Source organism: Cupriavidus sp. CP313, assembly GCF_054072015.1.
Genome location: NZ_JBSVZB010000013.1, coordinates 79,013 through 96,625 on the forward strand (window position 1 = coordinate 79,013; position 17,613 = coordinate 96,625).

At 67.8% G+C, this 17,613-nt stretch carries 18 protein-coding genes and 1 pseudogene; 12 read left to right on the forward strand and 7 right to left on the reverse strand.

What is annotated here, in order from left to right:
* The first annotated feature begins 43 nt into the window (after window positions 1-43).
* From ACW4E8_RS18740 to ACW4E8_RS18755, 4 genes and pseudogenes are all read left to right on the forward strand, one after another.
* Window positions 44-247 carry an oxidoreductase-like domain-containing protein gene (locus ACW4E8_RS18740; RefSeq protein WP_456805887.1) on the forward strand — a complete coding sequence of 68 codons (204 nt, stop codon included), beginning with the start codon at window positions 44-46 and terminating at the stop codon, window positions 245-247.
* Entirely contained in the window at window positions 244-1,107 is an 864-nt protein-coding gene (locus ACW4E8_RS18745; RefSeq protein WP_456805888.1) for an NAD-dependent protein deacetylase, read from the forward strand. Before ACW4E8_RS18740 ends, ACW4E8_RS18745 begins: the two co-directional genes overlap by 4 nt.
* Window positions 1,108-1,467: 360 nt before the next feature.
* Window positions 1,468-2,379 (forward strand): DMT family transporter, encoded by a 912-nt coding sequence (locus ACW4E8_RS18750; RefSeq protein ID WP_456805889.1) that lies wholly within the window; start codon window positions 1,468-1,470, stop codon window positions 2,377-2,379.
* Window positions 2,380-2,513: 134 nt separating this feature from the next.
* Window positions 2,514-3,569 (forward strand): annotated as a pseudogene (locus tag ACW4E8_RS18755) (MFS transporter); the annotation flags it as partial.
* A gap of 171 nt (window positions 3,570-3,740) precedes the next feature.
* On the opposite strand, the gene ACW4E8_RS18760 reads toward ACW4E8_RS18755, so the two are convergent.
* The 3 genes from ACW4E8_RS18760 to ACW4E8_RS18770 all read right to left on the reverse strand — a co-directional run bounded on the left by ACW4E8_RS18760 (window position 3,741) and on the right by ACW4E8_RS18770 (window position 5,139).
* Entirely contained in the window at window positions 3,741-4,304 is a 564-nt protein-coding gene (locus ACW4E8_RS18760; RefSeq protein WP_456805992.1) for a DUF1439 domain-containing protein, read from the reverse strand.
* A gap of 119 nt (window positions 4,305-4,423) precedes the next feature.
* Window positions 4,424-4,627 carry a SlyX family protein gene (locus tag ACW4E8_RS18765; RefSeq protein ID WP_456805890.1) on the reverse strand — a complete coding sequence of 68 codons (204 nt, stop codon included), beginning with the start codon at window positions 4,625-4,627 and terminating at the stop codon, window positions 4,424-4,426.
* An 86-nt stretch (window positions 4,628-4,713) separates the two neighbouring features.
* The gene (locus ACW4E8_RS18770) at window positions 4,714-5,139 is read right to left on the reverse strand and encodes a VOC family protein (protein WP_456805891.1); all 426 of its coding nucleotides are present in this window, start codon (window positions 5,137-5,139) and stop codon (window positions 4,714-4,716) included.
* Between the two features lie 265 nt (window positions 5,140-5,404).
* On the opposite strand from ACW4E8_RS18770, the gene ACW4E8_RS18775 reads away from it, so the two are divergent.
* A complete protein-coding gene (locus tag ACW4E8_RS18775; RefSeq protein ID WP_456805892.1) occupies window positions 5,405-6,343 on the forward strand; it encodes a LysR family transcriptional regulator in 939 nt (312 codons plus the stop codon).
* Between the two features lie 15 nt (window positions 6,344-6,358).
* Here the strand turns inward: ACW4E8_RS18775 and ACW4E8_RS18780 are convergent, their stop codons facing one another.
* Genes ACW4E8_RS18780 through ACW4E8_RS18790 form a run of 3 tightly spaced genes read right to left on the reverse strand, consistent with a single transcriptional unit; the run spans window position 6,359 to window position 9,332 of the window.
* Window positions 6,359-7,135 carry an enoyl-CoA hydratase gene (locus tag ACW4E8_RS18780; protein WP_456805893.1) on the reverse strand — a complete coding sequence of 259 codons (777 nt, stop codon included), beginning with the start codon at window positions 7,133-7,135 and terminating at the stop codon, window positions 6,359-6,361.
* Window positions 7,136-7,150: 15 nt separating this feature from the next.
* Window positions 7,151-8,119, reverse strand: a complete 969-nt coding sequence (locus ACW4E8_RS18785) for a tripartite tricarboxylate transporter substrate binding protein (RefSeq protein ID WP_456805894.1) — start codon at window positions 8,117-8,119, stop codon at window positions 7,151-7,153.
* 49 nt (window positions 8,120-8,168) lie between these two features.
* The gene (locus ACW4E8_RS18790; RefSeq protein ID WP_456805895.1) at window positions 8,169-9,332 is read right to left on the reverse strand and encodes a CaiB/BaiF CoA transferase family protein; all 1,164 of its coding nucleotides are present in this window, start codon (window positions 9,330-9,332) and stop codon (window positions 8,169-8,171) included.
* 302 nt (window positions 9,333-9,634) lie between these two features.
* Here ACW4E8_RS18790 and argG point away from each other — a divergent pair, with 302 nt between their 5' ends.
* The 4 genes from argG (at window position 9,635) to ACW4E8_RS18810 (ending at window position 14,370) form a co-directional block, all read left to right on the forward strand.
* Window positions 9,635-10,960, forward strand: a complete 1,326-nt coding sequence (gene argG / locus ACW4E8_RS18795; protein WP_456805896.1) for an argininosuccinate synthase — start codon at window positions 9,635-9,637, stop codon at window positions 10,958-10,960.
* 230 nt (window positions 10,961-11,190) lie between these two features.
* The gene (locus tag ACW4E8_RS18800) at window positions 11,191-12,528 is read left to right on the forward strand and encodes an MFS transporter (protein ID WP_456805897.1); all 1,338 of its coding nucleotides are present in this window, start codon (window positions 11,191-11,193) and stop codon (window positions 12,526-12,528) included.
* 17 nt (window positions 12,529-12,545) lie between these two features.
* Window positions 12,546-13,139 carry an RBBP9/YdeN family alpha/beta hydrolase gene (locus ACW4E8_RS18805; protein ID WP_456805898.1) on the forward strand — a complete coding sequence of 198 codons (594 nt, stop codon included), beginning with the start codon at window positions 12,546-12,548 and terminating at the stop codon, window positions 13,137-13,139.
* A gap of 67 nt (window positions 13,140-13,206) precedes the next feature.
* Window positions 13,207-14,370 carry a porin gene (locus ACW4E8_RS18810; RefSeq protein ID WP_456805899.1) on the forward strand — a complete coding sequence of 388 codons (1,164 nt, stop codon included), beginning with the start codon at window positions 13,207-13,209 and terminating at the stop codon, window positions 14,368-14,370.
* Window positions 14,371-14,438: 68 nt separating this feature from the next.
* Here ACW4E8_RS18810 and ACW4E8_RS18815 read toward each other — a convergent pair whose 3' ends face one another.
* A complete protein-coding gene (locus tag ACW4E8_RS18815) occupies window positions 14,439-15,443 on the reverse strand; it encodes an AraC family transcriptional regulator (protein ID WP_456805900.1) in 1,005 nt (334 codons plus the stop codon).
* Window positions 15,444-15,558: 115 nt separating this feature from the next.
* Between ACW4E8_RS18815 and ACW4E8_RS18820 the strand changes: the two genes are divergently transcribed.
* The 3 genes from ACW4E8_RS18820 to ACW4E8_RS18830 are packed head-to-tail and all read left to right on the forward strand — an operon-like array spanning window position 15,559 to window position 17,585.
* On the forward strand, window positions 15,559-16,617 hold the full coding sequence (locus tag ACW4E8_RS18820) for a 3-keto-5-aminohexanoate cleavage protein (protein ID WP_456805901.1): 1,059 nt from the start codon (window positions 15,559-15,561) through the stop codon (window positions 16,615-16,617).
* A 54-nt stretch (window positions 16,618-16,671) separates the two neighbouring features.
* Window positions 16,672-16,872 (forward strand): DUF1289 domain-containing protein, encoded by a 201-nt coding sequence (locus ACW4E8_RS18825; RefSeq protein ID WP_456805902.1) that lies wholly within the window; start codon window positions 16,672-16,674, stop codon window positions 16,870-16,872.
* On the forward strand, window positions 16,869-17,585 hold the full coding sequence (locus tag ACW4E8_RS18830) for a DsbA family oxidoreductase (protein WP_456805903.1): 717 nt from the start codon (window positions 16,869-16,871) through the stop codon (window positions 17,583-17,585). Before ACW4E8_RS18825 ends, ACW4E8_RS18830 begins: the two co-directional genes overlap by 4 nt.
* Window positions 17,586-17,613: the final 28 nt, after the last annotated feature.

Genomic DNA, 17,613 nt, shown 5'->3' on the forward strand with positions numbered 1-17,613 from the left:
TACTGGCGGTTGATCCGCCATTGCGCCTGTTCGCGAACTGTCAGTGTCCCAAGCGTCCCCCGCCGTGCCCCCCGACGACCCCCGCCCGGTGCCGCCAGAGCGGCCCGGCGATGACGAGTGCTGCGGCTCCGGCTGCGATCCCTGCATCTTCGACTACTACTACCAGGAGATGGACCGCTACCGCGAGGGGCTGCGTGCCTGGGAGGCGCGCCAGGCGGCGCGTCATGCCGAGGATCCGGCAAGTTGAGCGAGCCGCTGCAACCCCCGCACCCACCGTCCGCGCTGTTCGATTTCGTGCAGCGCCACCCGCGCCTGTTCGTGCTGACCGGCGCGGGCATCAGCACCGATTCCGGCATTCCCGGCTACCGTGACGCGCGCGGCCAGTGGCAACGCTCGCAGCCCATCACGCTGCAGGCCTTCCTGGGCTCGCACGCGGGGCGCCAGCGCTACTGGGCGCGCAGCATGCTGGGCTGGCCGGTGGCGTGGCAGGCGCGACCCAATGCCGCGCACCATGCGCTGTCGCGCCTTGGCGCGCACGGCCGGCTCACGGCGCTGGTCACGCAGAATGTCGACGGCCTGCACCAGCGCGCCGGCAGCGAGGGTGTGATCGAACTGCATGGCAGCCTGGCCAGCGCCATCTGCCTGGACTGTGGCACGCGCCATGACCGCGCCGACCTGCAGGACTGGCTGCTGGCACAGAACGCCGCGTTGCGCGATGTGATCGCCGAGCCCGCCGCCGATGGCGACGTGCATTTCGAATCGCCGCTGTTCGCGCAGTTCCGCGTGCCAGAGTGCGGGCGCTGCGGCGGCATCCTCAAGCCGGACGTGGTGTTCTTCGGTGAATCCGTGCCGCGCCCGCGGGTCGATGCCGCGCGTGCGGCACTGGAAGCAGCGGATGCCATGCTGGTGGTCGGTTCGTCGCTGATGGTCTATTCCGGCTACCGCTTCTGCGTCTGGGCCGGACAAATGGGCAAGCCCGTGGCCGCGCTCAACCTGGGCACCACGCGGGCGGACGCGATGCTCGCGCTGAAGGTCGAAGCCGGATGCGCGCCGACACTGCAGGCGCTGGTGTCCCGGCTGGAGCAGGGCACAACAGAACCGCGTTGACGCGATCGCCGCACAGGCATAGCATCGTCGAACTACTTCTTCGAAGTCTTCAATTCCCACCATGACCGCAGACCGCCAACGCCCCGTCAACGCCGCGCCCCCGGGCCGCGCGTTGCCATGCGTGCGTCGCCAGCCTGCGTTCACATCTGTCGCGCCGCCGCCGTTCATCGGCGGTGCGCACCCGCCGCCGCCGCCGCGCGGCTGACGGGCACGCCCCCCAGCCTCATTCGTCTCCGGTAGTCCCGTATCCGTGTGCCTGCGCGCACGGCAGCCGCACGCCTATGCGCGCCTGCCGCCGTGCCATGGCCGCATGCCGATGCGCGTTGCCGGAGCCTGCCAAGCTGACGACAGATGCCATCCATGACAACCGACAAAGACTGCGCGGCGCAATTCGACGCCGCCACCGGCACACGCACCACCAACACCTCCGCCTGGGCCACGCCCCTCTTCGTGCTGCTGTGGAGCAGCGGCGCCATCGCCGCCCGGCTGGCCCTCGACCACGCCACGCCCTTCGCCTTGCTGACGCTGCGCTTCGCGCTGGTCTGCGCCGTGCTAGGCGCGATCGGCCTGGCCAGGCACCGCCTGCTGCCGCCGCGCGGCGAGCGGCTCTACACCGCCCTGACCGGCTTGCTGCTGATCGGCGGCTACTCCGTCTTTTACTTCCTTGCGCTCGACCACGGCATGACACCCGGCGTGCTCGCCACCGTGCTTGGCGCCCAGCCGATGCTGACGCTGCTGCTGACCGAGCGGCGCTTCAGCGCCGCACGCATGGCGGGCCTGGCCCTCGCGCTCGCCGGGCTGGCCATGGTGGTGGCGGACAGCCTGCTGCTGGCCAGGCTGTCGCTGGCGGGGGTGCTGTGCGCGCTGGCCTCGCTCGCCAGCATGACCGTCGGCGCTATCCTGCAGAAGCGCATCACGCGAGCACCCGCTGAAGTGCTGCCGCTGCAGTACGGCGTGAGCCTCGCGGCCTGCCTGCTGTGCCTGCCGTTCCAGCCCTTCGCCTTCGATGCTTCGCTGGCTTTCGCGCTGCCGCTGCTGTGGCTGGCGCTGGTCATTTCGATCGGCGCGACGCTGCTGTTCTACCGCCTGATCCGCGCGGGCAACCTGGTCAACGTCACCAGCCTGTTCTACCTGGTGCCGGCGGGTACGGCGGTGCTCGACTACCTGCTGCTGGGCAACCGGATGGCGCCGCTGGCGATGGCGGGAATGGGGGCGGTGCTGGCGGGGTTGGGGGTGGTGTTTCGGGGAGGGCGAAATCCGATGCGCGGGTGATCTGAAATTTCGCCGGCATCGTCCCGCAAGTTCCGAAATGCACTGCGGAAAGGTCGAAATCTCGCGCATGCGGCAGCCAGGGCAGCGATCGCGCCCTATGCTGACCCGTTTCGACAACGCGTTCCTCCATTCCCATGCAAAGGCTGGCCGCCGTCCCCGGATACAAGCCGCTGCTCGCCGCCAGGATTGTCAGCGCCCTGACGGTGTGGCTCGACGCCACCGTGGTCTTTTCGCTGCTCGCCTTTCACTGGGGCGCGGATGCGACCGCGGCGGGCGTTGCTGCCTCGCTGTTCGTCATTCCGGTCCTGGTTGGCGGGCCCTTCTTCGGCTGGCTGGCCGACCGGCGCAATCCTGCCGCCATGCTGGTTGCCAGTTACGGCGCGCGCGGCATCACATCGTTGCTGCTGCTCATGGCGCCAGACCTGAGCGTGTTCGTGCTGCTGGTCATGCTCAAGGCGCTGGCCAATGCCAGCGCCTTGCCGCCGGAACAGGTCATGGTCCGATCGATGCTCAGCCATGCGCAGCTTGCCGCCAATGCCGGCATGATGACGGTGGCCGACCAGATCACCAAGGTCTGCGCGCCCCTGATCGCGGCCGGCACGACCGCGCTGTATGGGCCAATGTCGGGACTCTGGCTTTCGGCCGGCCTGTCGTTGCTCGCAATCGGGTGCCTGGTGCCGCTGCGCGACAGGGCGCGCCCGGACGCTGCGCAAAGCGCGCCAGCACGAGGCGCGTTGCGGCTGGGGCCACTGATGGCGCTGCTGCGCGGCAGTCATGCCGTGCGGGTGTCGTTCGGCTGCGTGTTCATGCTGACTGCGACATTCGGACTCTACGATCCGCTGCTGGCGCTGTTCATGAAGTCGCAGGGGTTGCCGGCATCGGCTTTTGGCATGCTGGTGAGCGGCACCGCCGCGGGCGCCGTGTGTGGCGCGCTGGCGTTCCCGCGCCTGTACCGGTGGTGTGGCATCCGCCTGGCGCCGCCCGGTCTTGCGGTGGTAGGGCTGACCGTGCTGATCCCCGGCGTGCTGGCCGGCAGCGGCATGCCCGAGATGCTGTGGCTCGGGCTCTGGGTGGTGAATGGCTGTGCCTATTGCCTGGCGTGTCTGAGCCAGGCCGTGGCGATCCAGCAGCAATGCCCGCGCCATTGTCTCGGCAGCGTCAGCGCCACCGCCAGGAGCGTGCAACTGGTGGCGCTGGTGCTCGCGCCGCTGCTGGGCGGCGTGCTGGCGCGCAAGATCGGGATTCCGCTGGTGTTCGCGCTGAGCGGCGGCCTTGCCATTGCCGGTGGCTGGTTCTGGGCCCGGCGTGCGCAACGCGGCAGGCTGAACAATCAGCGAACCCAGAGCAGGCCGGCCCGTAGCCTACCGCTGCTTCACCTCCACCCGCACCTCATCCTTGCCCACGGTAATCGCCCCCGGCTCCACGTCCTTGCCGCCGACGCGCAGTTCCTCGGGCTTGAACGTATAGACCGGATAGTCCTTCAGCAACTGCTGCGCGACCACGGCGCCGATGGCGTTGAGCTGTTCGCGGTATTGCCCCATGCCGGCGACTTCCACCTGCTGCACGGTCGGGTTGTCGAGCAGCACCGCGCGTTTGGCCGGGTCGTAGCGTACGCCGCTATTAAGCGCCAGCTTGCCGTCCACCGGCGGGGAGGGCAGCAAGGCGTTGGTCAGGCGTGCGTCGACGTGGGTGGTGACGCGGTTGTTGGCCTCGTCCAGCACCAGCCGGGGATGGCTGAGCTGCACGCTGACGACTTCGGCGTAGCGCAGCGTGGCGGGGAAGCGTTTGTCCAGCGCGGTCTGCAGTTCCTGCTGGCTCAGGGAGTACTCGCCGGTCCAGATGTTGTAGCCGGCGAATGCCGAGGACGCACCAGCGGCACCGGCGACGCAGGCAGCGGCAAACAGCAGGGAGGGGTTCAGACGCATGTGGCGGATGGGGCGCGCCTGTCGACGGCGCCGTGGATGGAGTCAGCCTGTCAGACCGCGCGGGCGGGGTGGCGTTCCGTCACATCGGCTATCGGCCTGCATGGCGCGGGCCGCGTCCATCAGTAGTGCGGCGGGATTTCCTGCTGGGGGTCGGTTTCGGCCGCGGTGTTGGCGGCGCTGCGCACCTGCTGGTACAGCGCGCGGAACTGTTCCTGCAGCAGGTCGATCTGCTGCTGTTGGCGCGCCACGGTGCTGTTCAGGGTATCAAGCAGGTCTTCCTGGAAGGCAAGCTTGATTTCGAGTTCGTTGATGCGATCGTCCATGGCAAGGTTTCTCCGGCAGGCGGCGCATTGTAAGCCCATACGCTCACGGGGCGCGTCGCTGCCGGGAAACCTGCGCGATGCGCCGCTTACTTCGGTGCCGTCAGCAGCATCCACATGATGCCGAAACGGTCGGTGACCATGCCGAACTGGTCGGCAAAGAAGGTCTTGTCCAGCGGCATCACCACCTGGCCGCCTTCCTTCAGGCTGTTGAAGGCCTTTTCGACCGCGGCCTTGTCAGGGTAGTTGATCGACAGGCCGAAGCCCTGGAAGTTGGGCTGGTTCGAGCAGCGGCCGTCGGAGGCCATGATCACGCTGTCGCCGATCTGGAATTCCAGGTGCATGACCTTGTCTTCGGTGCCGGCGCCGGGCTGGCAACCTTGGCCGGCCTTGTCGGCCTCCGGGTTGTCCTTGAACGTCATCCGCATGTTGACCTTGGCGCCGAGGGTCTTCTTGTAGAACTCGACGGCTTCATCGCAACGGCCTTCGAAAAACAGATAGGGCTGGACTTGCATGACAACTCCTGTAGGTAGGCCGCCGCTCGGGCGGCCGTGGATATCGGCATGGCGCGCGAATCAGGCGGCGCGCTGGCAACTGGCGCACGCTCTTGTGTACGCCGTCCACAATACCTTAGCAAAGAAAATGGACGGCGTCCACATCAAATGAGCGGAGTGTGTGCGGACCGGGTGGCGGGCGGGAAGCCCACGGTGCTGCACTAGAATGGCCGCGACACCACCAAGCGCCAATCCCTTCGACCGTCCCGCCCCAAACGGAGTTGCCTTGCGTTACGAACTGACCGACCTGCGCCTGTTCCAGGCCATTGCCGATGCGCAAAGCCTGTCAGGTGGCGCATCGGCCACGCATATCACCGCGTCGGCGGCGAGCTACCGGCTGAAGAACCTGGAGCACGCGATGGGCACGCCGCTGTTCGTGCGCACCGCGCGCGGCATGGAGCTGACGCCGGCCGGTGAAACCCTGCTGGTCCATGTGCGCGAACTGCTGCTTGGCGTGGAGCGCATGCATGGCGAGGTGGGACGTTTTTCTGCCGGGCTGAAGGGCAATATCCGGCTGCTGGCCAACAGCAGTTCGCTCAACGGCTTCATCATCCCCAGCGTGAGCCGCTTCCTGCTGGCCAACCCGGATGTGAACATCGACCTGGAGGAGCGCGCCAGCCAGTCGATCCTGGCGGCGGTGGCGGCGCATGAAGCCGATGTCGGCATCCTGGCGGGGGATTTCCAGACTGGCGGCGAAGCCACCGGCGTGCGCTCGGTGCGCTATGCGCGCGACGAGCTGATCCTTGCGGTGGCCGCGGATCACCCGCTGGCGCGCGAGCCCGAAGTGCGTTTCGGCGCGGCGCTGGCCTTCGACTTTGTCTGCATGAGCCGCACCAGCAGCAACTTCCTGTTCCTGCGTGACATGGCGCAGCGCGCGGGCAAGGGGCCCAACGTGCGGCTGCATGCGCACAGCTTCGATGCGGTGCTGTCGCTGGCCGAGGCCGGCGTGGGAGTGGCGCTGGTGCCGCGCAGCGTGGCGGCGCAGGCCCTGCGCGAGGCACGCGTGGTCGGCGTGCGGCTGGCTGAGCCATGGGCCCTGCGCGAGCTGAACCTGATCGTGCGCGCGGACGGCAAGCTGCCGGCGTTTGCCGAGGCCTTTGCGCAGTTCCTGCTGAACGATCCGCGCGTGGTGGCCACGCGCGAAGGCGGCGCCGTGGCGCCGTAAGCACTGCCCCGCGCTTCAGCGCTTGCGGTTCAGGAAGGTGGCCATGTGCTGCTGCGGCTCGCCGGTGTCGAAGGCGCTGCCGAACTCGGTCACGCTGTTGTTGATCGACACTTCCAGCGGCGCATCCTCCCACTCGCGCAGCAGGCGCTTCTGCTGACGCACCGCGGCCGGGCCGAAGCCGGCCAGCAGCGCGGCCACGCGTTCGATTTCCAGGTCCAGCTCCGCCAGCGGCACCACGCGGCTCACCAGCCCCCACTGCAGCGCCTCGGCGGCGTCGGAGATCTCGCCCGTCAGCAGCATCCATGCAGTGCGCGCATTGCCGATCAGGCGCGGCATCAGCGCGGCGTGGATCACCGACGGGATGCCGACCTTCACTTCCGGCATGCCCAGTTGTGCGTTGTCGGCGGCGATGCGGATATCGCACGCCAGCGCCAGTTCCAGCCCGCCGCCCAGGCACCAGCCCGGCATGCGCGCGATCACTGGCACCGGCAGGTGGCGCACGGCGTCGCACAGGCGGCGCAGGCCGCTGATGAAGGTCTCGGCGCTGGCGCGGTCCAGCGCGGCCATTTCCTTGATGTCGGCGCCGCCGACAAAGCCTTTCTCGCCGGCGCCGCGCAGCACCAGCACGCGTACCGCGTCGTTGCCGGCCAGCGCTTCGATGGCGCGCGTGAGCGATGCGATCACCGGCGTACTCAGGATATTGAGCGAGCCCGCCTGGCGGATAGTGACGGTGGCGATGCCGCGCGCGTCGATCTCGACGCCGGCGTGCGGATCTTGCTGAAGTGCGCTCATGTCGTTCCTTGTGGCTTACTGGAGCCTGGTGAAGTGGATGTCCTCGACGACTTGCTTCCAGTGCGCATTCTGCGCCCGGATCAGGTCGCCGAAGGCCTTGCGCGAAGTCGGTGCCGGGATCGCGCCTTGCTTTTCGATGGCGGCGATCACCTCCGGCTCGGCCAATACCTGGCGCACGGCGTCGTTGAGCTTGTCGAGGATGGCCGAGGGCGTGCCCGCCGGCGCGCCCAGGCCGAACCACGACGGGTTGTTCATCGCCGGCAGGCCGGCCTCGGCATAGGTCGGCACATTGGGCAGCACCTTCAGGCGCTGCTTTGCGGCGACCGCCAGCGGCTTCAGGCGCCCGCCCTGGATCAGGCCCGACGACGACGGGATATTGTCGAAGACCACCTGGATCTGGCCCGCCACCGCATCGTTGAGCGCCGGGCCCAGGCCCTTGTACGGCACGTGCAGCATGCGCGTGCCGGTGGCGTTCATGAACAGCTCGCCGTTCATATGGCTCAGGCCGCCGTTGCCGGACGAGCCGAACGAGTACTTGCCCGGGTTGGCCTTCAGCAGCTTGATGAACGACTGCAGGTCCGTGGCCGGGAACGCCGGGTTGACCACCAGCACGTTGGGCACGTCGGCCAGGTTGCTGACCGGCGCGAAGTCCTTGACCGGGTCGTAGGCGGTCTTCAGGTAGACGTTGGGGTTGACCGCGTGCGAGCTTTCCACTTCCATCACCAGGGTGTAGCCGTCGGCCGGCTGCTTGGCCGCGTAGGCGCTGCCGACAGCGCCGCCGGCGCCGGGGCGGTTCTCGACCACCACCGGTTGCCCCAGCACCGGGCCCAGGCGCGTGCCGACGATGCGCGCGATGATGTCGGTGGTGCCGCCGGCGGCGTAGGGGACGATCAGCTTGATCGGCCGGTCGGGATACGCGGTGGCATGCGCGGCGCCGCTTGCGCATGCAGCCAGCAGCGCGATGGCGGTGAAGGTTGGTTTCATCGGTGTCTCCGTGTCAGTGTTTTCGGTCTTGTGGGTAGCTGCGCGCCGTTCAGCCCGCCGGGCTGTGTTCGCCCAGCAGCGGCGGCGGTGGCAGCGGCAGGTCGTGCCCGGCCAGCATCGGGTTGCGCACCATGGGTACGCGGCCCATGACGGGGTGTTCGGCCACCTGCAGCAGGCCGCGGTGCTGCACCTGCGGGTGGGCGAAGACTTCGTCCATGGTGTGGATCGGCCCCCAGGGCACGCCGGCCGCATCGAAGGCATCGGTCCACGCAGCACGGGCGCGCGTGGGGAAGAGACCGGTCAGCAGGGCGCGCAGCGCGGGCAGGTGCTCGATGCGCGCGGAGTTGGTGGCGTAGCGCGGGTCCTGCGCAAGATCCGGCATGCCGGCCACGGCGCAGAAGCGCGCGAACTGGCTGTCGTTGCCGATCGCCAGGATCAGGTGACCGTCGGCGCAGCGGAACACCTCATAGGGCGCGCAGTTGGGATGGGCATTGCCGCTGCGCTGCGGGTTCTGGCCCGACACCAGGTAGTTGGCGGCCTGGTTGGCGTTCATCGCTACCGCGACATCGAGCAGCGCGATATCCAGGTGTGCACCCAGCCCGGTCGCCTGGCGTTGGTACAGCGCGGCCAGGACTGCGGAGGTGGCATACATGCCGGTGCTCAGGTCGACCACGGCGACGCCGGTGCGGAGCGGGCCGGCGCCGGGCGTGCCGTCGGGCTGGCCGGTGTAGCTCATCAGCCCGCCCATGCCCTGGAACACATAGTCGTAGCCGGGTTTGTCCGCCATCGGCCCGCTCTGGCCGAAGCCGGTGATCGACAGGTAGACCAGGCGCGGGTTGATCGCCTTGAGCGTGTCGTAGTCCAGCCCGTAGCGGCGCAGCGTGCCGACCTTGTAGTTCTCGACCAGCACGTCGGCCTCGCGCGCCAGCTCACGTACCTGCGCGGCGCCCTCGGGCGTGCCGTAGTCGATTGCGACCGAGCGCTTGCCGCGGTTGCAGCAGATGAAGTAGCCGGACAGGCGCTGCGTGTCGCCGCTGCCCTCGGGCGCTTCCAGGTAGGGCGGGCCCCAGCCGCGGGTATCGTCGCCGCGCTCCGGGTGCTCGACCTTGGTCACCTCGGCGCCCAGGTCGGCCAGGTTCTGGGTACACCAGGGACCAGCCAGGATGCGCGACAGGTCCAGGACCCGGACTCCTTCCAGGGCGCGATGCAGCATGACGACTCCGCTTTCAGACAACAGTGCGGCGGAGTATAGGGAGGGGTCCTGGAGCGAACCAGTCGAGAGTTTTGAAAGGCGCGTTCGCGGGATTTGAATGGTCCGGCAGGCCCGGATGCAGGTGGCGCCGACGCCCCCGCCAGTTCCGGCGTTTGGCGCGTGGGCGCTGCCGTGTCACAATTCGCGTTTGGCACTGACTCGGCACGTGACTCGGCCGGCCGCGTCGCCGTGCTTCCCGCCGCCCCGGCGCGCGTATTGGAAGCCCGCCCAAGAGCCGACAAATTCACTTAGATTTTCTGGCGATGACTACCATCCTGCAGCACATTCCTTCCGGCCAGCGCGTCGGAATCGCCTTCTCCGGCGGCCTTGACACCAGCGCGGCACTCCTCTGGATGCGCCAGAAGGGCGCGATTCCCTACGCCTACACCGCCAACCTGGGCCAGCCGGACGAGCCGGACTACGACGACATCCCGCGCCGCGCCAAGGCCTACGGCGCCGAGGAAGCCCGCCTGGTCGACTGCCGCACGCAACTGGTGGCCGAAGGCATCGCCGCCATGCAGTGCGGCGCGTTCCATATCTCGACCGCCGGCATCACCTACTTCAACACCACCCCGATCGGCCGCGCCGTCACCGGCACCATGCTGGTTGCTGCGATGAAGGAAGATGGCGTCAACATCTGGGGCGATGGCAGCACGTTCAAGGGCAATGACATTGAACGCTTCTACCGCTACGGTCTCCTGACCAACCCCGGCCTGCAGATCTACAAGCCGTGGCTGGACCAGCAGTTCATCGACGAACTGGGCGGCCGCGCCGAGATGTCGGAGTTCATGCGCCAGAACGGCTTCGACTACAAGATGTCGGCTGAAAAGGCGTACTCGACCGACTCCAACATGCTGGGCGCCACCCACGAAGCCAAGGACCTGGAGCAACTGGATTCGGGCATCCGCATCGTGCAGCCGATCATGGGCGTGCAGTTCTGGCGCGATGACGTGGAAGTCAAGCGCGAAGAAGTCACCGTGCGCTTCGAGGAAGGCCAGCCGGTTGCGCTGAACGGCCAGACCTTCGCCAATGCCGTCGACCTGTTCATGGAAGCCAACCGCATCGGCGGGCGCCATGGCCTGGGCATGAGCGACCAGATCGAGAACCGCATCATCGAAGCCAAGAGCCGCGGCATCTATGAAGCCCCGGGCCTGGCGCTGCTGTTCATCGCCTATGAGCGCCTGATCACCGGCATCCACAACGAAGACACCATCGAGCAGTACCGCGACAACGGCCGCCGCCTGGGCCGCCTGCTGTACCAGGGCCGCTGGTTCGACCCGCAAGCCATCATGCTGCGCGAAACCGCCCAGCGCTGGGTGGCGGGCGCCATCACCGGCGAAGTCACCATTGAACTGCGCCGCGGCAACGACTACTCGATCCTGAACACCACCTCGGCCAACCTGACCTACAAGCCGGAACGGCTGACCATGGAAAAGGGCGAGTCGATGTTCACGCCGCTGGACCGTATCGGCCAGCTGACCATGCGCACGCTGGATATCGTCGACACGCGCGAGAAGCTGCAGACGTATGCCAAGAGCGGCCTGCTGTCGTCCAAGGTCAGCGCCTCGCTGCCGAAGCTGGAAGACTGAGCTTCGCTGCGCCTTGCCTGACGGCGAGGCAGCCAGAAACCGGCACCCTCGGGTGCCGTTTTTTTCGTCTCGGCGTTTTCCCCAGCTGTCCCGGAATGTCAAACGTACGTCCCGGAATATCAAACCGCGCGGTCCCGATCGCCAGATACTGCCTGCGCTCGTCACCCTTCGGGGGCGGGCTGTGAACGCACGGCGGCGCGAAGACCGCCGGTCTGCTTCCGGAGACGCCCATGTCCAGACCCCGCCTTGCCCTTGCCGCAGAGTCGGCCACGCCGGCCCTGCCGGCTGCTGCCGGACTGCGCTACGCGTGGCTCGTCTTTGCGCTGACCTTCGCGCTGCTGCTGTCGGACTATATGTCACGCCAGGTGCTCAACGCGGTGTTCCCGCTGCTGAAGGCCGAATGGCAGCTCGGTGATACGGAGCTGGGCGCGCTCGGCGGCGTGGTGGCGCTGATGGTGGGCGTGCTCGCGATTCCGCTGTCGCTGCTGGCCGACCGCTGGGGACGCGTGCGCAGCCTGATCCTGATGGCGGCGCTGTGGAGCCTGGCCACGCTGGGCTGCGCGGTGGCGGACAGCTTCGGCCAGATGTTCCTGGCGCGGCTTTGCGTTGGCATCGGCGAGGCGGCGTATGGCAGCGTGGGTATCGCGGTGGTGGTGTCGGTGTTCCCGCGCCATCTGCGCGCCAGCCTCAGCGCTGCGTTTATTGCCGGCGGTGCCTTCGGCTCGGTGCTTGGCATGGGGCTGGGCGGCGTCCTGTCGGCCCACTTTGGCTGGCGCATCGCCTTTGCCGGGATCGCCGGCTTCGGCCTGGTGCTGGTGGCGTTCTACTACCTGACGATCAGCGAGCATCGGCTGCGCGGGCTCCAGCAACGCATGGGTGCGGCCAACGGCGACGCGGCGCCGGCCCGGCAACTGGAACCGCGCCGGATCGTGCGTGAGCTGCTGACGGTGCCTTCCATGCTCTGCGCCTGCGCGGGCAGTGCGCTGCAGCTGCTGGTGATGGCGGCGCTGCTGGCCTGGCTGCCCAGCTTCCTGTCGCGCGACTACGGCATGGCGTCCGGGCGCGCCGGCGTGGCTGCGGCAATGCTGGTGCTGATGGCCGGCGTGGGCATGGTGGCCTGCGGTGCGCTGACCGACCGCGTGGCGCGGCGCGTGCCCGCGCGCAAATGGCAGATGGCCATCGCCTACAGCGTGGTCTGCTGCGTCCTGCTGATGACGGCGTTCCGGCTGCCCGCGGGCCACGCGCAGCTGGTGCTGATCGGCGCGGGCATGCTGGTGGTGGGCGGCACCGCCGGCCCCGCCAGCGCGATGGTGGCCAACCTGACGCGGCCTGCCATCCATGCGACCGCCTTTGCCACGCTGACCCTGATCAACAACCTGCTGGGGCTGGCACCGGGCCCGTTCCTCACCGGCGTGCTGGCAGACCACATCGGCCTGACCGGCGCCCTGCAATGGATTCCGCTGGCCGGTGCGGCCGCGGTCCTGCTGTTTTGCATCGGCCGCCGGCACTACGCGGCGGACCTGCGCCGCCTGGATGGCCACTCCGTGCCTCACGTTGTTCCTGCCTGACTCTTTCCAATCCGACCATGACTGCTACACCCACCCACACTGTCCTGATGGTGCCGGGCTTGCGCGACCACGTCGCCGAGCACTGGCAGACGCTGCTGCAAGCCGAACTGCAGGCGCAGGGGCACGATGTCCGCTGCGTGCCGCCGCTGGAGCACGACAAGCTCAGCTGCGCGGCCCGCGTCGCCGCGCTCGATGCGGCGCTGGCGGCCATCGACAAACCGGTCGTGCTGGTCGCGCACAGCGCCGGCGTGATGATCACCGTGCACTGGGCGGCACGGCACCAGCGCCAGATTCTGGGCGCGCTGCTGGTGACGCCGCCGGATTTCGCGCAGCCGCTGCCGCCTGGCTATCCGGCGCAGGACGCGCTGGTGCAGGGGGGCTGGCTGCCGACGCCGCTCGCGCCCTTGCCCTTCCCCAGCCTGGTTGCTGCCAGCGGAAACGACCCACTGGCCAGCCATGCGCGCGTCACTGAGATGGCCGCCGCATGGGGCAGCCGGCTGGTGGATCTGGGCAACGTCGGCCACCTCAACCCTGCCGCGGGCTACGGCCCGTGGCCGGGTGCCCATGACTTGCTGGCGGAACTGGGCACCCTGGTCACGCACGATTCGTGACCTCGCCGCGTCCGCGGCACAACAAAAGAATCCGGCCGCAAAGGCCGGGCAACCAAGGAGGAGATAAATGAAAACCAGAAGCACCGTCATGGCCCTGATGCTGGGCAGCCCGCTGGCGGCCGCCGCGCAATCGTCCGTCACGCTGTATGGCGTGGCGGACGTCAATGTCGAATACGTGAACCGCGTCGGCGCCGTGCCCGTTGCCACTAACGGCTTCAACCCAGGGCCGGGCGACAAGGTGTTCCGCATGGCCTCGGGCGGGCTGTCCGGGTCGCGCTGGGGCCTGCGCGGCGCGGAAGATCTTGGTGCGGGATGGCAGGCGTCGTTCGTGCTGGAAAGCGGCTTCAGCCTGGACAACGGCACCATGCAGCAGGGCGGTCGCCTGTTCGGCCGCCAGGCCTTTGTCGCCCTGCAGCGCGCCGGCATCGGCCAGCTCAGCCTGGGCCGCCAGTACACGTCGATCTTTGAAGCGCTGGCGAACTTCTCGCCTACCGCCTACGCCACGCAATATGAACCGGTGGTGCTGCAGGCGGGCGCCAATTTCCGTGAGGACAACACGGTCAAGTACACCGGCCAGTTCGGCCCGCTGACGGCGCGGGCGCACTGGTCGTTCGGCGCCGGGCTGGCGCTGCCGCAGACTGTTGGCATTGCCACCCCGATCGGCGGCAATGGCGAAGTGCCCGGACAGTTCCGGCGAGACACCGCCTACGGGGCCTCGCTGGCGTATGCCACCGGACCGTTCGGCGCCACCATCGGCTATGACCAGTGGAACCCCACCATCGGCACCAGCAGCGGCACCGTGCGCAAGGCCGTCGTGGCAGCCAGCTATGCCTTCGGCCCGGCCAAGATCATGGGCGGCTATCGCTGGGGCCAGAACAAGAATGCCGCCGACGTGGTGATCCAGCGCGACGACTATTACTGGATTGGCGCCAACTACCAGGTCACCCCGGCCGTGGGGCTGACGCTGGAGTACAACTACGACAATGTCAGGAGCCTGTTCGGGAATACGCAGGTCGCTAACCCGTGGCAGATTGCCTTTGTCGCCAACTACGCGTTCTCGCGGCGCACTGATGTGTACGTGTCCACTGCCTATGCCCGGAATGCCGGGCTGATGCTGGAATCGCTGGCTACGGTCTATGCCAACAGCCTGTCGCTGGGGAACAGCTATGCCGCGGCAAACGGGCAGAAGAGTATGGTTGGTGTGGCGTTGGGGGTGAGGCACAAGTTCTGAGCTGGGTGCTGTGGCCTGGGATCCTTGGCTTGTTGCCAAAGCCCCCAACTCCGCAAGAAACCTCTCCTTCATTCCCCCGCCTGCGCCCGCCATGCCGACACGCTGCATCCAAAACGCCCGCTGAACCACCGCGAGAACGCGCTCAGAGACGAAAACCCCAGCAGCGCGGCCACTTCCGACAGCGGGCGCTCGCGGTTCTCCAGGTAGCGGATCACCAGGTCGGCACGGACCTCGGCGAGGATATCGGAGTAAGTCGTATGTTCCTGCCCGAGCCGCCGATGCACGGTGCGCCGGTCGACGCTCAGGTGCTGGGCCACGCGCTCGACCGAGCACAGTCCGGTGGGCAGCAGCGCGTAGACCAGCTTGCGCACCATGTCCGACATGCTCGCCACGGTCGACTGCGCCAGCAGCGTGCCGAGATAGTGCTTCACCTGCTGCGCCATCACCGGGTCATACGACGGCAACGGCGCTTCCAGGTCCGAGGCCAGGCAGACGATGCCGTCGAAATCCTGGTTGAAGGTGCAGGGCATGCCGAACACACGTGAAAACGTGGCCGCACTGGCCGGTGCCGGGTGGGTGAAGCAGAGGCTGCGCGGCCGCCAGGACTGCCCCAGGAACAGCCTCAGCATCCGGAACACCACGCCGACCGCAAGGTCGGCGGCCTGCCGCAAGGTGCCGGGCGCCTCGCTGAGCACCTGCAGCCGGATCATCACCAGGTCTTCGCCGTCTTCGATGCGCATCGACAGCGACTCATTCTGCAGGCCCATGTAGCGGACCATCGACTCCAGCGCGCGGCGCAGCGTGGGTTCTTCACGCACCACGAAGGCGAGCGGGCCGAGGTTGGAGAACTCGCGCAGCTCGGCCATGCGCAGGCCGAAATCGTCGACCCCGGCGGCGTGCGCCGACGCATCCAGCAAGCGGCCGACCGACGCCGCAGGGATGCGGATATCGGGATCGAGCAGGACCGAGCGGTTGATCTTTGCCGCCCTCAGCTGCTGGTATGGATCCAGCCCCAGCGAACGCGCGACTTCCACGTAATTGGTCAGGCTGGCGCTGCGCAGATAGTAGGACATGGGCGGATTCCGTGCTTTCCCTGAGTGTCCCGAAATGTAAATCGGATGTCCCGGATCGTCAAATCGCGCCAACTCGTTCGCCGATACTTCAAGCACTAACCAACCGGAGCCATCCATGCAATTCCTTGACGATTCCCTGCACCCCGAAAACATGGACAAGGTGGTGATCACCGTTGCGCCCTATGGCCCGGAATGGATGCCGCAGGACTTCCCCGAAGACATCCCCGTCACCATGGAAGAGCAGGTCCAGAAGGCCGTAGATTGCTACAACGCCGGCGCCACGGTGCTGCACCTGCATGTGCGCGAGCTCGACGGCAAGGGCTCCAAGCGCCTGTCCAAGTTCAACGAGCTGATCGCCGGCGTGCGCGCCGCGGTGCCGGACATGATCATCCAGGTCGGCGGCTCGATCTCGTTTGCGCCGGAAGACGACGGCCAGGCGGCCAAGTGGCTGTCCGACGACACCCGCCACATGCTGGCGGAGCTGGAGCCCAAGCCCGACCAGGTGACCGTGGCGATCAACACCACGCAGATGAACATCATGGAGTTGCTCTATCCGGAATACCTGAAGGGCACCTCGCTGGAACATCCGGCCTACCAGGCCGCCTATCGCGAAATGACCGTGCCGGCCGGCCCGGGCTGGGTGGAAGAGCACCTGCGCCGGCTGCAGGCCTCGGGCATCCAGCCGCATTTCCAGCTGACCGGCATCCACGCGCTGGAAACGCTGGAGCGGCTGGTGCGCGCCGGCGTCTACACCGGCCCGCTGAACCTGACCTGGATCGGCATCGGCGGCGGCTTTGATGGCCCCAACCCGTTCAACTTCTTCAACTTCGTGCACCGCACTCCGGACGGCTGCACGCTGACCGCCGAGTCGCTGCTGAAGAACGTGCTGCCGTTCAACATGATGGCGATGGCGATGGGCCTGCACCCGCGCTGCGGCATCGAAGACACCATCATCGACCAGCACGGCAACCGCATGACCTCGGTGCAGCAGATCGAGCAGTGCGTGCGCGTGGCGCATGAACTGGGCCGCGAGATCGCATCGGGCAAGGAAGCCCGCGAGATCTACCGCATCGGCACCTGGTACGACAGCGCCGACGCCACGCTGGAAGCCAATGGCATGGCGCCTAACCGCAAGACGGGGCAGAAGAACCTGCCGCTGCGCGCGGCGGCCTGACGCTGGCCGCAGGGCCGGCATACCGGCCGGCCCTATGCACTACCGGAGTCCGTGATGCATCACCCTGACGCCCTTATCAATCCCTGCATCAACATCTGCCGCATGGACCTCGCCAACCGCTATTGCCAGGGCTGTGCCAGGACACGGCTGGAGATCGGCCGCTGGGCGCAGATGAGCGAGGCAGAACGCATGCAAGTGCTGGCGGCGGCGCCGACCCGCCGCGGGCAGCGTGCCGCTACGGGCTCTCTGCCATGAACCAGGCCGCCTCCCTCTTCATCCAGGTCGGGTTCGACCTGGTCTGCCCCTGGTGCATGATCGGCAAGCGCCATCTTGAAACAGCGCTGGCGCAGCTGGCCAAGGAACGGCCCGATGTAGCGGTCACGGTCGAATGGCGCAGCTGTCTCCTGTTTCCGACGCTGCCGCCGGCCGGCATCCCCTATCGCAAGTTCAGCCTCGCGCGGCTTGGCAGCGCCGAAGCCGTGGCGCTGCGGCAGGCGCAGGTATGCGCCGCGGCGCGCGAGGCCGGCATCACGCTGCAACCCGACCGCATCGAAGTGCTGCCCAACACCGTGCTTGCGCATCGCCTGATCCGGTACGCGCGCCAGGCTGGTGGCGAAGCGGCCGCATCCGCGCTGATCGACCGATTGTTTGAAGGCTACTTCCTGCGCGGTGAGGACCTCGGCAATCCGCGCGTGCTGCACGCGGCAGCGATCGCCTGTGGCATGCCGATGCCGCAAGCGGTGGCGCCAGCCACTGCGCAAGACCTGGCGTGGCTGCCGCCGCTGCATGGCGAGGAGGTGCCGCTACCCAATCCCGGCCTGGGCGTGCCGCGCTTCGTGATCAACGGTGCGCCGCCGATCGCCGGCGCCAGGCCGCCGCGTGCCTTGCTGGAGGCAATGCTCCGGGCGCTGGCCCGCGCGGCTCCCGCTTCCCCACCCCCGCCTGGCATCGCGCTCACCGCCCGGTGACGCCGCGCCGGGCAATGCTGGACAGAAG

Coding starts and splice junctions, on each gene's coding strand:
- ACW4E8_RS18750 (WP_456805889.1), top strand. CDS start 1,468: ATGACAACCGACAAAGACTGCGCGGCGCAATTCGACGCCGCCACCGGC.
- ACW4E8_RS18760 (WP_456805992.1), bottom strand. CDS start 4,304: ATGCGTCTGAACCCCTCCCTGCTGTTTGCCGCTGCCTGCGTCGCCGGT.
- ACW4E8_RS18765 (WP_456805890.1), bottom strand. CDS start 4,627: ATGGACGATCGCATCAACGAACTCGAAATCAAGCTTGCCTTCCAGGAA.
- ACW4E8_RS18770 (WP_456805891.1), bottom strand. CDS start 5,139: ATGCAAGTCCAGCCCTATCTGTTTTTCGAAGGCCGTTGCGATGAAGCC.
- ACW4E8_RS18780 (WP_456805893.1), bottom strand. CDS start 7,135: ATGAGCGCACTTCAGCAAGATCCGCACGCCGGCGTCGAGATCGACGCG.
- ACW4E8_RS18785 (WP_456805894.1), bottom strand. CDS start 8,119: ATGAAACCAACCTTCACCGCCATCGCGCTGCTGGCTGCATGCGCAAGC.
- ACW4E8_RS18790 (WP_456805895.1), bottom strand. CDS start 9,332: ATGCTGCATCGCGCCCTGGAAGGAGTCCGGGTCCTGGACCTGTCGCGC.
- argG (WP_456805896.1), top strand. CDS start 9,635: ATGACTACCATCCTGCAGCACATTCCTTCCGGCCAGCGCGTCGGAATC.
- ACW4E8_RS18800 (WP_456805897.1), top strand. CDS start 11,191: ATGTCCAGACCCCGCCTTGCCCTTGCCGCAGAGTCGGCCACGCCGGCC.
- ACW4E8_RS18805 (WP_456805898.1), top strand. CDS start 12,546: ATGACTGCTACACCCACCCACACTGTCCTGATGGTGCCGGGCTTGCGC.
- ACW4E8_RS18810 (WP_456805899.1), top strand. CDS start 13,207: ATGAAAACCAGAAGCACCGTCATGGCCCTGATGCTGGGCAGCCCGCTG.
- ACW4E8_RS18815 (WP_456805900.1), bottom strand. CDS start 15,443: ATGTCCTACTATCTGCGCAGCGCCAGCCTGACCAATTACGTGGAAGTC.
- ACW4E8_RS18820 (WP_456805901.1), top strand. CDS start 15,559: ATGCAATTCCTTGACGATTCCCTGCACCCCGAAAACATGGACAAGGTG.
- ACW4E8_RS18825 (WP_456805902.1), top strand. CDS start 16,672: ATGCATCACCCTGACGCCCTTATCAATCCCTGCATCAACATCTGCCGC.
- ACW4E8_RS18830 (WP_456805903.1), top strand. CDS start 16,869: ATGAACCAGGCCGCCTCCCTCTTCATCCAGGTCGGGTTCGACCTGGTC.